Source organism: Vibrio sp. QJM3NY_15 (assembly GCF_057785995.1).
Genome location: NZ_CM173517.1, coordinates 1,030,295 through 1,043,049 on the forward strand (window position 1 = coordinate 1,030,295; position 12,755 = coordinate 1,043,049).

The window sequence follows — 12,755 nt, forward strand, 5'->3', positions numbered from 1 at the left end:
CTTATGGTTATCGCGAAGGTGGGGCTGATTTTCTCAAAATGGTAATCAAATTAGAATTTTGAGTTTCTCCGCTGTACGCACCTTGTCGTCATTTTGCGAATTAGTTCGTAAGACATTGATATGAAAGCAAACCAATAAGCCTAAGTTCTCGGCACAGAACATGCACTATTAGCTGTATAACGTATAAATGTGAGAGCGTCATTATGGCTAAAGTAAGTATTATTATTCCGACCTACAACTGTTTAGATTACCTGCCGAAAGCAATCGGCAGCGTGTTAAAACAGACTTATCAAGACGTTGAACTGATCATTATTGACGATAACAGTAATGATGGAACGTCCACTTACCTCGCATCGATTGATGATGAACGTATTATTACGCTATCAACCTTAGGTGTTGGCGCCCCTCAAGCGAGGAACCTAGGCATTGAGAAAGCGACGGGCGAATACATTGCTTTTTTAGACGCTGACGACTTTTGGTTTCCAGAAAAAATCGAACGACAACTTGAGTTTCATCAGCGCTACCCAGACCTTGCAATGAGCTTCACTAACTACGAACACCTCACTGAAGACTACCAAGTGATTATCGACTGTTTTAGTTACTGGTCGCAGTTTCAAGACCAAGATGAATTGTTCATTAATATTGAGAGCCCGCTAGAATTCATTATCGAAAATAACGTTATTGGAACCTCAACCGTCATGGTGAAAGCTGATGTGTTCTCTCAAACCAACAGCTTTGATGCAGATATTAAGTATGGGGAAGACTGGGAGTTATGGCTTCGAATGAGTGAGAACCACCAGATTGGGGTGTTGAATTCAGTGCAGGTTGGTTACCTAATGAGGGCGAGTTCCGTCACTCAAACGGAAAGCCTTAAGCTGAGAAATCTGCAGTCAATAGAATCCATTCTTCAGCGTTACCAAAATAATAGTGAACATTGGAATTTAAGGTCATCTAGTTTCAAGGTTGCTAAGGCGAGAATACTAGAGGGCTACGCTGACTATTACCGAGGTTTACAACAGAACCGACAGGCGATTGCTTACAGTTTTCGCTCTCTGGTGATGGCTCCACAGAAGAGAACCTTGCGACACCTACTCGGAGACTGTAAAAGTTTCCTAACGCCAGCTTGGTAAAGGATAGGTGACGCTATGGGTTCGTTAAAACAGTCCGCCTATTACGCCATTGGTATTGTGATGATGAAGGGAATTTCATTGGTGATGATCCCGTACATTACCCACAAAATGACGTTAGCAGAATATGGCTCTTTAGAAGCGATCGTGTTGTTGGCCGATATAGGGACGATATTATTTAGCTTTGGTATCGTAGACGCCATGTATCGCTACGTTGGTGTCGTCGAGGGTGATGAAAAGCGAAAGCTGGTCTCGAACTGTTTCACGTTAAGTGTTTTGGTGTGTGTGCTAGGAGGCGCTTTAATTGCGCTCAGTATGCCGCTATTAATATTCATGCTGCCCGTAGAGTTTCAGGCGTACCAAATTCTGCTTCTCCTTATCCCGGTCATGCTCGACGGAGCGATTTCTATCCCGCTTACCTTAATGCGAATGAACGCGATGGCGAAACGTTTTTGCTTGCTCAATGTCTTGAAAGCCGGTGTTCAAGCCACGATGACTTTTGCGCTGCTTGAGGCTGGATATGGGATTGATGGCGTGTTGATCTCATCGGCGGTATCTAGCGTGTTACTCATGGTTTGTTTAGTGCGTTATCAGTGGCAAGAGATGGGAACTTTTGGCTGCTTCAAATACTCAGCCAAGATCTTAAAGTTTGGACTGCCTGCTTTGATGGGTGGTGCGTCAATGTACATGATCACAGGGTTAGATCGTTGGGTGATGGCGAGCTTTGTTGGGGTGGAAGAACTGGCGATTTATGCGGTCAGTGGCAAGTTTGCATTGCTGCTTGGCTTGTTGCTACAGCCTTACGCGCTTTGGTGGTTTCCAAACCGTGTCGCTATGCTTCAACAACCGGGAGGTAGCAAAAAGTGTGCTGATAGTGCCTTAGTCGGAGTGAATTTCGCGATTGTGTTGGGTTCTTTGATGATTCTAACGGTGCCCGGTTTTATCTCTTTAATTTTGCCGAGCAGTTATCACTATGCAGGGACTCTTGTTGTCGCTTTGCTTGCCATTAGCGTTATCAAAAACGCAGGTGATTACCTTAACCTTGGTTGTTTCAGTGGCGATTCGAGTCAATCGCAAATGTGGGTTCAAGGTGGGTGCGCGATATTGGCTGCCATTGGTTATTTTACGGTGACACCGATATTTGGTGTGGGGGGCGTTATCTTCGTTCTTTGCGGCACGTATACCTTAAGGTTGTTGCTCCTATATTTTGTCAGTCAATCGATGGAATATTTACCGTATCAACACAGTAAGTGGTTAACCGCAGTCAGCATCGCTGTTGTAGCGATCGTCTGTGACCGATTTCTTGGCTTGGTATTCGCTAATGTTCATGACTTTGTTTTAGGTGTCTTTGTTGCACTAATAACGCTGGTGGCCTTTATTAAATACTCGGTCATCGTTATTCCTCAAACTCTGCTTGATAAATTGACACTCGGCAAGCATTCACATGTTGGCTAAACCACGTCATTCATGCCATGAAGAGCTTCATTAAGCGAATCAGAATTCAAATAGTTATAATAAAACACTGTTCATAATCTTTTGGATTAGATAGTATTTATAAATTCAATGAATGCTAACTATGGAAAGATACATGAATAAGTGGATGTTGCTCTTCTCTTTGTTTTCAGTAGCCTCATACAGCTCCTCTGATTTTTCAACGGTGGATGCTTCGGTTCCTGACTTAAACTCACAAGAGGAAAATGCGCCAGGTTATAAGTCGCCCGATTTCAATCCTCCAGAAGTTTCTTTGCAAGATCAGCAAAATATCGTGTGTGCTAGCGTTGTCTGTAATTCCACATTCAATCCTGAGGCTGTCCCTGTGGTTGGTGAAGTGCCAAAGCGCGAACCTAATCCAACTTTAGAGACCATTGCCAGTGCCATTTATATTGTTGGTGAGATAGGTGTTGCAGAAAACTTATCTACGCCAGAATACGAGAAGTTTTTTGAGAACTAACTAAAAGGATGCGGCAGATCTTTTAAATGCTGTTATAAAAGATAAGATATTGTTCAACGATTTTATAACCGCAGCATATTGCGACTAGGAAGCCTCAATGGAAATATGGAAGTTACTGCTGTTTATCCCGGCCTGTTTTGCTTTAAATTTAACGCCCGGACCCAATAACCTATTGGCGATGAACAACGCCCGCTGTTATGGCTTCCAAGCGGCTTTCGTCGCAGGGTTGGGAAGAATCTGTGCCTTTTCTGGCATGATCGCTCTGGCTGCTTCTGGACTCGCTGTTGTCCTCTATACTTCTGAAACTCTGTTTTTCATGATCAAGCTGTTTGGCGCAATGTACCTACTTTGGATTGCGTTTAATTTGTGGCGCTCAAAAGCCAGCCCTATTGTTGGTATTGAGCACAACAAGAATTGGTTTGGTTTAGTTAAACAAGAATTTGCTCTCGCCGCTGGCAACCCGAAAGCGATACTTATCTTCACCGCATTCCTTCCTCAATTTGTCGATGTTTCTGCCAACGTTCATACCCAATTCTTTATTTTAGGAAGTACTTTTCTTGTATTAGAGATGGTTGCTATCTCTATCTATGCAGCCTTCGGTTTATACCTTAGACATTGGTTCTCTAAACCTGAAATGGCGCAGCGTTTCAATAAAGCCTGCTCTGTTTTTCTTGCACTATCTGGTGCGAATTTGTTGGTGAGTCGTCAGTAAAACATAAGTAACCTAATCTACCCCTTAGGCATCACTTAAATGGCATCTTAGTTAAGGCAGTTCGTAAGCCTTTAGGCTGTTGATATATATTATTAATAGCACCTTTGAGCTTGCATGTTTAAACTTGAGGTTCGGTTTAAATGAGGTCTATCTATGAATGTTGTCTGTGCGGAAAAACAAGAACTGGCTGATATTTACCAGCTTGAACATACTTTGTTTGGCGACCACGCTTATCCGCAGTTTTTCTTTCGTCAGGCCTTTGATTGCTGGGGGAAGGGCTTATTGGTGGCTAAGCAAGAGCTGAAGGTTGCGGGTTATGTGTTGATGACACCAACCGACAAACCACAAGAGTATTGGGTTTTGTCGTTAGCTGTTGATAAAGAATTCCGAGGCATGGGAGTAGGGCGTTTATTGATGCAGCAGGCGATAGCGACACTGCCTCAAGAATCCAAAATATTGCTGACCGTAGATCCTAATAACACGTCGGCTTGCGCGCTTTATGCATCGATGGGTTTTGTCACGATCAAAGAAGAAGATAACTATTTTGGCGAAGATGAGCCTAGATTGGTGATGCAGCTCATCATCTAATTTTGCTTAACTCTGTGTGTGCTGGTTCTCGCTTTCACACACCTAGGTCAGCATCACGATACCGTGCATCAACACCACGCTAGAGGTGAGCCGAGTTCTCATGTCAAAGTAGCCATCCGGGCCTTCACTTTGATTTTCTTCTCTCATCGACCTTTCCGCTCGCCAAACCGTAATATAGCCGATGATAAGAATCAGAGTCGTGAGAAACTCTTTTTGTTCCCCAAGTAACACTGCTAGCCACGCGACTAACACAATCACGTTACTTAGAATCAGAGCCTTGTTACTAGACTGGCTTTCGAAATTTTCGATGCCATTTCCCCACAAAATACCCGACAAAAAACTCAATATGACCACGCTGTAGGTGATGAAGAGTGTCTCGCCACTCAGGCCCAAGAATTGACTGTCGGTTAGAGACAGCAGTAGGCCAAATAGAAACGGGATTAGCCCCATGTAACCGAGCTTGGCCATGGTATTGCGGGTTTGAGTTGGCGCTAAATATTCAGACCTCATAGCTGCTGCTCAATCGCATTTTTGAGTGTCGCACTCACTGGTGATGTCGAGCTAGGGAAGGTTGCCACCACTTTACCTTCTTTGCTGATTAGGAATTTGTAGAAGTTCCATTTGGGCGTCACACCTGCTTGCTGTTGAATTTCTGCAAACACAGGGTTAGCGCTACTGCCAGATAGTGTTGCTCGAGCCATCATCGGAAAGGTCACACCGTAGTCGAGGTAACAGATTTTGGCTGACTTCTCTTCGCTTCCTCGGTCTTGGCGAAAATCATTGCTTGGAAAGCCGACCACCGTGAAACCTTGGTCTTTATAGGTCTGATGCAATTGCTCCAGTTGTTTAAATTGTGGTGTGAAGCCACATTGGCTGGCCGTGTTCACAACCAAAAGGGTTTTGCCTTGAAACTCTTCACACAGCTCAATCTCTTCGTTGGAGTTTAATAACCGTTGTTTGCCGTTGAGTATCTCAGGGCAACTTGATGCAACAGCGATAGAGCTCGTTAGGCTCGCAATCAGGGCGGTGGAGCAAAGCAGTGAAGGTTTCATAGGTTTGGCTCATTTTAGTTGGCGTAACTGTTAGTACTCTTGTGCAGCACGAAATGATCACTCTGCGAATCATTAACCGTCACTATTTGTGAACGAATCAGGTGTCATCGCTGATGAGATATGGAGCGACCAAACGACTTATGTTCACCCTTGCTCCAAGGCGAGCGGCTAACAGATACATGCCACCGATTTTACGATGGAGGAATAGGGCGTCTGCGGGTGGCGTGTGCCAATACTCTTGTTCCATGCTCAAGATGGTGCCAGCTTCACGAAGCTTTTGAGCGAGTCCGCTGGCTTTAAAATCGTAGTCTTCGTCAACCAACATAGGTTCACATGCCATAGTCACTAAGTTAAGAATGGCTTGGCGCTGATCGGGTAGTATGGCTTCGCTAAAGAACCCAATCTGTTCGAGTGCTTGATTGAGCTCTGATTCGTCTTGATTAACAACAGAAGTAAAGGCCAAACGATAGCCATCACTGAAGCGGTCGCTGTATTCACGCGTTGCCCCAAAATCTAACAGCCCAATCTGGCGCGTGTTTTCAACGTAAAGGTAGTTTGCGAAGTTAGGGTCGGTCTGCACCATTTTAAAATCGAATAATTCCCTGAACATGAGTTCGAGCAAGCTGCGCATGACAAAATCACGAGTACCTTGATCGTAACCTTCTATTTGCTCTATCGAGACACCTTCAATGAAGTCCATCGCGAGTACTGATTCTGAAGACATTTGAGGGTGAATCTTAGGCACGACGAAGTGAGCGTGTTCTTTCAGTGCATGATAGTAACGTGTCGCATAGTCAGCCTCGCGAGCATAATCCGCTTCATCATGGAGCTGTTTCTTAGCTTCTTCTAGTAAGCCTTTGTAATCGACGGACTTGGGTATCAACCCAACGATGTTAAGCAATGTGCCTACGTTGTCCACATCACTGTCGATGCTCTTTCGAATGCCTGGATATTGCACTTTGATGGCAAGTTTGTTTCCCGCATCACTGTAGGCTTGGTGAACTTGTCCGATGGACGCACTGGCGATCGGTTTAAAGTTGAAGGAAAGAAATTCGGCTTTCCAGTTGATGCCGAGTGAGCTTCCTAACACTTGGTTGAGCTGCTTTGTCGGCAGCGGGTCGGCGTCTGAGCGCAGGCGAGAAAGAATGTCGGCTAATTCAGGTTCGAGAACATCGCCAGCGTCCATTGATAACATTTGGCCAAGCTTCATCGCTGCACCGCGCAGGTGTGCCAGTTGATCAGTCAGGCGAGCAATGTTCTGCGGCGTCAGCATTAAGTCTTTTGCTTTCGGCCTATTGCCCTGTGCGAGTTGCTTGGTGCCTTCCGTTATCACATTGCCTGCGACCCTTGTCGCCAGCGAGGCAAACTTACTGAATCTCGAAATTCGATGTGTAGGAAGGTTTCTCTCTTTTGCCGACATAAAGGTTCTCTCTGGGAATCAAGGTTGACTACAAAGTTCTATCAATCATTACACAACCTAATGTTTCGTTGTGATAACTTGTCTCGTGGAACAGTAAACAAAATTAGTAGGGACAAAATATGAAGTTTATTTGGTTGAAAGTGGCCGTTACGGTATTGGTGTTCGCAGTTCTGTTTGGTATCGTTTACTACAAAGTCGCCAGCGGCATTTCTTAACTCACTACTATTTGGTGCAGCTGTTACTGTTGCAACGTGACTTTCCAGTTAGCCAAAAAGAGACTTTATATCGGTTTTTGGCAAACCGCAGATAACACCAGTCGGCCATTGGCTTAAATATCGCCCAACGCAATGGGGCATATAGCCAACCTTTACCAACCAGCTTCCACGCTTGGTAAGTCACGTCCAAACCCAGCAGCAGTTTTCCATTCTCATCGAGTGCATGCAAAATCGTGTTGGCTGCCTCTGCATCTATCTGCGGGTAATCTGTAAACGCCTCACTGTAGATATCGATGGTTTGAATCTGATTTTTGGTATCAGATTTAGCCAGTGCCGCCATCTCTTTCGCGCAAAGTGGACAAGTGCCATCGTAAAATATCGTTAATGCAGTCATTGTTTTTCTTACTCTTTTCGTCAATACCAATCTATACGACATCACCAATTAGGTGGATCATTCTGCCCAGTTATCCGACACTGTCATTGTGAGAACTATTTTACAGTATCATCTAGAGGTAACATCCGTTCCATGCATTTACAAATTAAGAGCCTATCTCCAATGACAACAAAGTTAATGAACCGTTTCATTATAGCTATGACTGCCCTGATGCTAAGTGGTTGTGTTAGCTACAGCGTGACTGAGCAAGAAATGACGAACTATCTGCAAGATTCGGTGATGTTAGAGCAGGAAGTGGGTGTACAAAACGTTATGTACGCGCAAGTCGCTGTCGATGACTTAGCGGTGCAAATTGGTCGGGCTGATACCGAGCGTGTGTCTGTTTTAGCGAACACCAATGCAAAAGTTCAGGTGTTCAATATGCCGAATATGGGGTTGGACTTGGATATTGAGTTCAGTGCGATTCCTGAATACGACAAAGAGAGTGGCGAGATTTATTTGAAATCACTGCGTTTAGAGCGCTTTGAAGAAAAAGATAAACAGCTTTCGCCAGAGATTGCCAAACTACTTAAGCCTGCCGTTTCTATGATTGGTTTTGCTTTGTCCCAGTCTCCCGTTTACAAGCTCGACAGCAATAAAGTGCAAGAGTCGTTGATTAAGTCATCGGAACCGAATCTAGTGATCCGAGATAATAAGTTGGTTATCGAATTGTTTGATTAGAGGCTTGTTGTATTAAAGGTTAACTAGTTTTAGCCCGAGTACGGAGTAACTTGTTATTGTGTACTCGGGCTGAGGTTAATTCACTCTTCTGATTGTTGTTCGATAAAAGCCATTAATCAGCAACTTATTTGGTGCTAGGGCATTCAGTTGAGATGTCTCCAAACTGTTGTTTATGAACATTGATTGTCAGATCTCTCGGTTTACTCCAATCGATGATTAACTCAAAAACAGTGTCGTAATCTGAATTCGGCCATTCTGGGATTGGGTCAACGTTGTCAAAGCGATGCTTAATCAAAGTAACAAGCACTTCAATGCTGATGTGTTCCCACGCCAGTAAAAGATCTGCATTACGATATTTATCTAAGAATAACTCATCAAGAATCCCTTCAAAGTCATTCCAACCATATTGTGTGTTGATGGGCATGCCATATTGGATCGCAGTTGGAGCAATGGTTACCAAAGGACGAACGTAGCTATAACATTCACCATCGCCATGCAGCTCACAGGTTTTAATTGATGGGTTTGGAGCAAAGATGTAGTCCGGTTTATTGAACTCACGTTGAATATAATCTGGTAATAATAGTGCTCTGTTCAATCCCTGACAGGTTAGGTTACCAAGGCCGTCATCTGGCTTTTCTGCATGTCGAACAAGAATAATTCGTTGCACTTCATCGTTACTTGTTTTTTCTGCTTCCGCAGTCGCAGTATTACAAGCCATACCTAAGAGTACCGCCAAGAATATTTTTACTTTCATTTTTTACTCGAAATTTATTTAGCACTCCTTGCAAGGTTAATAACGATATTTTCCTTAATATCATTTGTACGTGTGTTTAATTTAGAACTCGAACTTTGCTTTTAGGGCAAATACCACATCGGTTTTATTCTGGATTAAATTGATGTTGTCGAAGCCATTGGTCAGATCAATCGCGGTGTGATTCAGAACTTGCACACTTGGAGAAATTTGCAGCCATGGTGTGATTTGAGCTCGGTAATACGCTTCAGTTGTATATTGGTCACCTAAGTCCAACCCTAGCGTTGTGCTCTCCATTGGGCTTGCCCAGTTAACTGCCAGTCCAAACATGTCTTGGTTTCTCTGTGCAGGAATGTAACCAAAGCCAGCACTTACTGAGGCGTCGTACATGGCTCCGCCATCTTGAGCCCATCCAGCTCTAATGAAAGGCAACCAACGTTCAGCCACTAAACCTGATAGAGACAGGTTGATACCGTAACCTTCATCATCGTTTCCAACTGCGTCACGCTGCCATAGGCTGATATGAGCATTGCTGATGAACAGCATATCTTTACTTGGTGTCCAACCTAGTTCTAAGCTTTTCCAAGTGGCCCCTGTGTCAAAGAGCTCTTTGGCTCCTTCTACTAAGTCAGAAGCGTTACCTTTAGCATCAAGAATACTGGCCGAGCCATAAATGCTATCTGAGAAAAAACCGCCTGCCATAACACCCAGTGCACCATCAGGCAATCCACCAATCGTTCCACTTCCGGAAGTAAACACACCATTGTTGAAGTCATTCCATGGGCTAGCTAACGCATAAAAATCGGTGTAATCCGTCATGTCTAAGAAACCGGCGTAAACCACCATCTGTTCTTGCATTAGAGATTGACGCCAAAATAAATGAGTGGTTCTAAAGCCTTGATCACCATATAAGGAGTGAGCAAAACCTAAGTAACCGAGATCGGCCAAACCGTATTCTTTCGGGGAGTTTTCAGTGTATTTATGTCGATGTTCAAACTTGAAAACAATTCCACCTTTGTCTCCATCTTCTGTCTCTAGAAGATCCCATTGACCAAAGACTCTTAATGCTCCTGCCGCGGCAGATGAATCCCCAAGAGGATCAATCGCTCCCATATTCAGCATGTTGTAATCCATGCCCAACTGTAAGCCATGTTCTTTTTGAAGGTTTTGCTTGGTTTCATTCCATGAATCGTAATGTGAACGCGAAGCTGAGGACTCTACTGGCATTACTTCAGCGGTTGTTGCCCCTGATGCCAATATCAGAGCAACCGTTGACAGATTCAAAAGATGTTTCATTTTAACCTCTTAGTAATTACGACTCAGCTTGGTTAATCAAATACGCTGAGTGCAAAAATAATGATGTATCTACTTTAGGAGCGGGTGACTGAACTCGATTGTTACTTCACCAATCTGCCGTCATGGTATTCGTGATATCGAAACTGACGAAATTTGGTTTGTCTGACCCAATAGGACAATGACCTTTGAGGTTTTAGAAATAGGCGCGGTATAAGAACCAAGCTGCAGTGTCATCAACATGTTGAGTTTTGACGGCTGATTTTACGTCGCCATAAGTGTTCTCGACTCTTAGCTCTCCCCAGCGAGATTTATCTTGTGATAAAGGTGTTGCTAGACGGAGTGTTGTTTTCAAGGTGCTGCTTTCAAGATCGCCGTCGATGTATGTGTATTCCGGATTGAAGGTGAAAAAGGTGCCATCGTCGCCAGTTTTAACGTTCAGGAATGCCGCAGCAGTACCACCAATCGCGGTTTGGTCGTTGATGCCAAATCCACCGCTTTGGATAAAGCCTTCTTTGTATTCACCTGCTAATGCGCCTGCGCGAAGGAACACAGTAAAACGTTCACTGTCCGTGTTAATTGCTGCTACGCCACCGACAGCTGCAGTGCTGACCATGTCGTTGTCTATAAGATCGAGTGACGCCGCGACTTTAGGGACTGATGCGTTATCAAGATTGAATACATGGAAGTATTGGACACGTGCATCACTGTATTTGCCTTCATTCGTCATATTGCCTTCGGCTACGATCATGGCCTGCTGTTGTTCATTGATTGGCATTGCCATGGTGCCCATCGCCTTCACTTTACCGGTGTTGCTAAGACCAACAGTGAATGAGGTTACAGCGCGTGCAACATCGGATGGATCCACATTTTGTTCTTCATCAGCCAAAATGAAAGGAGAGGTAAGCAGTGATAAGGTCAAAGCGGTCGCGGTAAAAGTCTTGGTGGTATTCATATCGGTATTTCACATAGGTTGTTTAGATAAGCCGGAATGATATAAACGTTTAATGGAAACTCAGAATTGCTATTGTCTGACGTGATCAGACAAACTACTTGAACCTTGTTGGTTTTTTTTGAGGTGGAAGTCGTAACCTATGCATGTTCTGTCTATACTCATCACGTCAAAGTGATTGATTTGAAAGCAACAAAGCATTATTTGAACATTGGAGTCATCTATGAATTTCAGCCTCGAGCAACTCTCCACTTTTGTGACGGTTTACGAGCAAAAATCTTTTAGCAAGGCGGCCGCTAAGCTAGATAAACACCGTAGTACCGTCGGGCAAGTTGTTGTCAATTTAGAGGATATTCTTGATGTCGCACTCTTTGAGCGCAAAGGTCGCAGTGTTGAAGCAACACAAGAAGGGAAGTTACTTTACCGCTATGCAAAGCAAGCCGTTGAGCAGCTAAAAGCCTTTGATAAAATAGCGCTCAACATTTCCCGAGGCGAACCAGAAACCATCAATATTGGTTATCTAAGCTTTATGCCACAGCTCATTTTGGTTGATATCAGAATGCAATTACAAAAAGACTTTCCAGGTTGTAGAGTCAATATGCTGGTCATGAATAAAAAGGAGATTAAGCAGGGGATTGAAGATGGGACACTGCACTTCGGTTTTGTGAATACTCATGAGAGTAGGGCGATGAATAGCTTTCACGCGGTTTACCTCGAAACCCTTACGCTGATCCCATTTGCAAGTAAAGGCAGTGAACTGAGTAAAACGCCACCAAACGAACTGTTCTCTAAGTTAAAAATATCTAAGCAGTTAATCTTGAAATCATTAATCGATGAAGGGATGGCAGATAAAGTCACCCTTTCTGCTAACTATGAGCTTGTTGACCAACTTGCGCTTGTGATCCAATTGGTTCAGCTGGACTTAGGTTGGGCGTTACTTCCTCGCTCTGTTATTTACTCTGAATTTGTGCAGCAAAATTTAATTGAACTCAAGCCTACTGAGATTAAAAAAGGGTTAGAGATTCCCATTTCATTATGGAGCCCACACTCTTTGCATATTGAAGGGATAAGGGAATCTATCGTTACTGCTGCTAATGAATACATCCAACACGTTTATGATGAATACTTCTAACTTGGGTTTATTAGATGAAAAAAACAGCCAGTAAAAATCACTGGCTGTTATGAGGGCATATTAGTGCGCGTTAGGTAGATCGTCTCCAATCGCTTGTCGTAACTTCATCAGTTTCGTTCTTTGCCAGATATTCGTACTTGATATCTGAATCTCGAACTCTTGGTGTTCATCACAAAAGATCGCTGATGGCAATTGGTCATAACTTCCGATCAAATCATCAAGTTGCACCTGAGACAAATTGGCGACATCTACGCCGACTTCGCTTACATATGAGGCCAGTTTACTCTCCTGAACTAACGTTGGCGCTTTGGGTTCTTTGACAGATATTTGTTGTCCTGTTTGTTTAAAACTAGACACATCAAATCCCATATCATCGACGCTAGTTGCACTTGTCATTCCTGAAAACGAACCCGTGAGTAGCAATGCACATATAGCCTTTTTGATCATG

Annotated in this window: 15 protein-coding genes; 7 read left to right on the forward strand and 8 right to left on the reverse strand. The window is 43.8% G+C overall.

All coding sequences use genetic code 11. The annotated features are described in order from the left end of the window. Positions 1-203: 203 nt before the first annotated feature. From AC3CKG_RS04600 to AC3CKG_RS04620, 5 genes are all read left to right on the forward strand, one after another. Positions 204-1,130, forward strand: a complete 927-nt coding sequence (locus AC3CKG_RS04600; protein WP_102308117.1) for a glycosyltransferase family 2 protein — start codon at positions 204-206, stop codon at positions 1,128-1,130. 15 nt (positions 1,131-1,145) lie between these two features. Further along, the gene (locus AC3CKG_RS04605; protein ID WP_488528873.1) at positions 1,146-2,582 is read left to right on the forward strand and encodes a lipopolysaccharide biosynthesis protein; all 1,437 of its coding nucleotides are present in this window, start codon (positions 1,146-1,148) and stop codon (positions 2,580-2,582) included. Positions 2,583-2,715: 133 nt separating this feature from the next. Continuing rightward, a complete protein-coding gene (locus AC3CKG_RS04610) occupies positions 2,716-3,078 on the forward strand; it encodes a hypothetical protein (RefSeq protein WP_488528874.1) in 363 nt (120 codons plus the stop codon). Positions 3,079-3,175: 97 nt separating this feature from the next. Further along, positions 3,176-3,790, forward strand: a complete 615-nt coding sequence (locus tag AC3CKG_RS04615; RefSeq protein ID WP_372145342.1) for a LysE family transporter — start codon at positions 3,176-3,178, stop codon at positions 3,788-3,790. A 153-nt stretch (positions 3,791-3,943) separates the two neighbouring features. Beyond that, on the forward strand, positions 3,944-4,378 hold the full coding sequence (locus tag AC3CKG_RS04620) for a GNAT family N-acetyltransferase (RefSeq protein WP_019825979.1): 435 nt from the start codon (positions 3,944-3,946) through the stop codon (positions 4,376-4,378). Between the two features lie 42 nt (positions 4,379-4,420). Here the strand turns inward: AC3CKG_RS04620 and AC3CKG_RS04625 are convergent, their stop codons facing one another. The 4 genes from AC3CKG_RS04625 to AC3CKG_RS04640 all read right to left on the reverse strand — a co-directional run bounded on the left by AC3CKG_RS04625 (position 4,421) and on the right by AC3CKG_RS04640 (position 7,459). Continuing rightward, positions 4,421-4,888, reverse strand: coding sequence for a DUF3429 domain-containing protein (locus AC3CKG_RS04625; protein ID WP_488528875.1), 468 nt, complete (start codon positions 4,886-4,888; stop codon positions 4,421-4,423). Beyond that, entirely contained in the window at positions 4,885-5,430 is a 546-nt protein-coding gene (locus AC3CKG_RS04630; RefSeq protein ID WP_065112084.1) for a glutathione peroxidase, read from the reverse strand. The genes AC3CKG_RS04625 and AC3CKG_RS04630 overlap by 4 nt, the downstream gene beginning before the upstream one ends. A gap of 97 nt (positions 5,431-5,527) precedes the next feature. Continuing rightward, the gene (locus tag AC3CKG_RS04635; protein ID WP_488528876.1) at positions 5,528-6,850 is read right to left on the reverse strand and encodes an ABC1 kinase family protein; all 1,323 of its coding nucleotides are present in this window, start codon (positions 6,848-6,850) and stop codon (positions 5,528-5,530) included. A gap of 222 nt (positions 6,851-7,072) precedes the next feature. Beyond that, positions 7,073-7,459: a thiol-disulfide oxidoreductase DCC family protein gene (locus tag AC3CKG_RS04640; protein ID WP_488528877.1), complete on the reverse strand. Its 387-nt coding sequence runs from the start codon at positions 7,457-7,459 to the stop codon at positions 7,073-7,075. Between the two features lie 162 nt (positions 7,460-7,621). On the opposite strand from AC3CKG_RS04640, the gene AC3CKG_RS04645 reads away from it, so the two are divergent. After that, positions 7,622-8,179 (forward strand): YceB family lipoprotein, encoded by a 558-nt coding sequence (locus AC3CKG_RS04645; RefSeq protein ID WP_076671254.1) that lies wholly within the window; start codon positions 7,622-7,624, stop codon positions 8,177-8,179. Between the two features lie 124 nt (positions 8,180-8,303). Here AC3CKG_RS04645 and AC3CKG_RS04650 read toward each other — a convergent pair whose 3' ends face one another. From AC3CKG_RS04650 to AC3CKG_RS04660, 3 genes are all read right to left on the reverse strand, one after another. After that, positions 8,304-8,933: a hypothetical protein gene (locus tag AC3CKG_RS04650; protein ID WP_488528878.1), complete on the reverse strand. Its 630-nt coding sequence runs from the start codon at positions 8,931-8,933 to the stop codon at positions 8,304-8,306. 81 nt (positions 8,934-9,014) lie between these two features. Then, on the reverse strand, positions 9,015-10,226 hold the full coding sequence (locus AC3CKG_RS04655) for a carbohydrate porin (RefSeq protein ID WP_488528879.1): 1,212 nt from the start codon (positions 10,224-10,226) through the stop codon (positions 9,015-9,017). A 193-nt stretch (positions 10,227-10,419) separates the two neighbouring features. Next, on the reverse strand, positions 10,420-11,178 hold the full coding sequence (locus tag AC3CKG_RS04660) for a hypothetical protein (RefSeq protein ID WP_488528880.1): 759 nt from the start codon (positions 11,176-11,178) through the stop codon (positions 10,420-10,422). A 220-nt stretch (positions 11,179-11,398) separates the two neighbouring features. Here AC3CKG_RS04660 and AC3CKG_RS04665 point away from each other — a divergent pair, with 220 nt between their 5' ends. Next, positions 11,399-12,307, forward strand: coding sequence for a LysR family transcriptional regulator (locus AC3CKG_RS04665; RefSeq protein ID WP_065112090.1), 909 nt, complete (start codon positions 11,399-11,401; stop codon positions 12,305-12,307). 60 nt (positions 12,308-12,367) lie between these two features. Here the strand turns inward: AC3CKG_RS04665 and AC3CKG_RS04670 are convergent, their stop codons facing one another. Beyond that, a complete protein-coding gene (locus AC3CKG_RS04670) occupies positions 12,368-12,754 on the reverse strand; it encodes a hypothetical protein (protein ID WP_488528881.1) in 387 nt (128 codons plus the stop codon). Between the last annotated feature and the right edge of the window lies 1 nt (position 12,755).

Coding starts and splice junctions, on each gene's coding strand:
- AC3CKG_RS04625 (WP_488528875.1), bottom strand. CDS start 4,888: ATGAGGTCTGAATATTTAGCGCCAACTCAAACCCGCAATACCATGGCC.
- AC3CKG_RS04615 (WP_372145342.1), top strand. CDS start 3,176: ATGGAAATATGGAAGTTACTGCTGTTTATCCCGGCCTGTTTTGCTTTA.
- AC3CKG_RS04645 (WP_076671254.1), top strand. CDS start 7,622: ATGACAACAAAGTTAATGAACCGTTTCATTATAGCTATGACTGCCCTG.
- AC3CKG_RS04600 (WP_102308117.1), top strand. CDS start 204: ATGGCTAAAGTAAGTATTATTATTCCGACCTACAACTGTTTAGATTAC.
- AC3CKG_RS04640 (WP_488528877.1), bottom strand. CDS start 7,459: ATGACTGCATTAACGATATTTTACGATGGCACTTGTCCACTTTGCGCG.
- AC3CKG_RS04660 (WP_488528880.1), bottom strand. CDS start 11,178: ATGAATACCACCAAGACTTTTACCGCGACCGCTTTGACCTTATCACTG.
- AC3CKG_RS04635 (WP_488528876.1), bottom strand. CDS start 6,850: ATGTCGGCAAAAGAGAGAAACCTTCCTACACATCGAATTTCGAGATTC.
- AC3CKG_RS04655 (WP_488528879.1), bottom strand. CDS start 10,226: ATGAAACATCTTTTGAATCTGTCAACGGTTGCTCTGATATTGGCATCA.
- AC3CKG_RS04665 (WP_065112090.1), top strand. CDS start 11,399: ATGAATTTCAGCCTCGAGCAACTCTCCACTTTTGTGACGGTTTACGAG.
- AC3CKG_RS04620 (WP_019825979.1), top strand. CDS start 3,944: ATGAATGTTGTCTGTGCGGAAAAACAAGAACTGGCTGATATTTACCAG.
- AC3CKG_RS04670 (WP_488528881.1), bottom strand. CDS start 12,754: ATGATCAAAAAGGCTATATGTGCATTGCTACTCACGGGTTCGTTTTCA.
- AC3CKG_RS04630 (WP_065112084.1), bottom strand. CDS start 5,430: ATGAAACCTTCACTGCTTTGCTCCACCGCCCTGATTGCGAGCCTAACG.
- AC3CKG_RS04650 (WP_488528878.1), bottom strand. CDS start 8,933: ATGAAAGTAAAAATATTCTTGGCGGTACTCTTAGGTATGGCTTGTAAT.
- AC3CKG_RS04610 (WP_488528874.1), top strand. CDS start 2,716: ATGAATAAGTGGATGTTGCTCTTCTCTTTGTTTTCAGTAGCCTCATAC.
- AC3CKG_RS04605 (WP_488528873.1), top strand. CDS start 1,146: ATGGGTTCGTTAAAACAGTCCGCCTATTACGCCATTGGTATTGTGATG.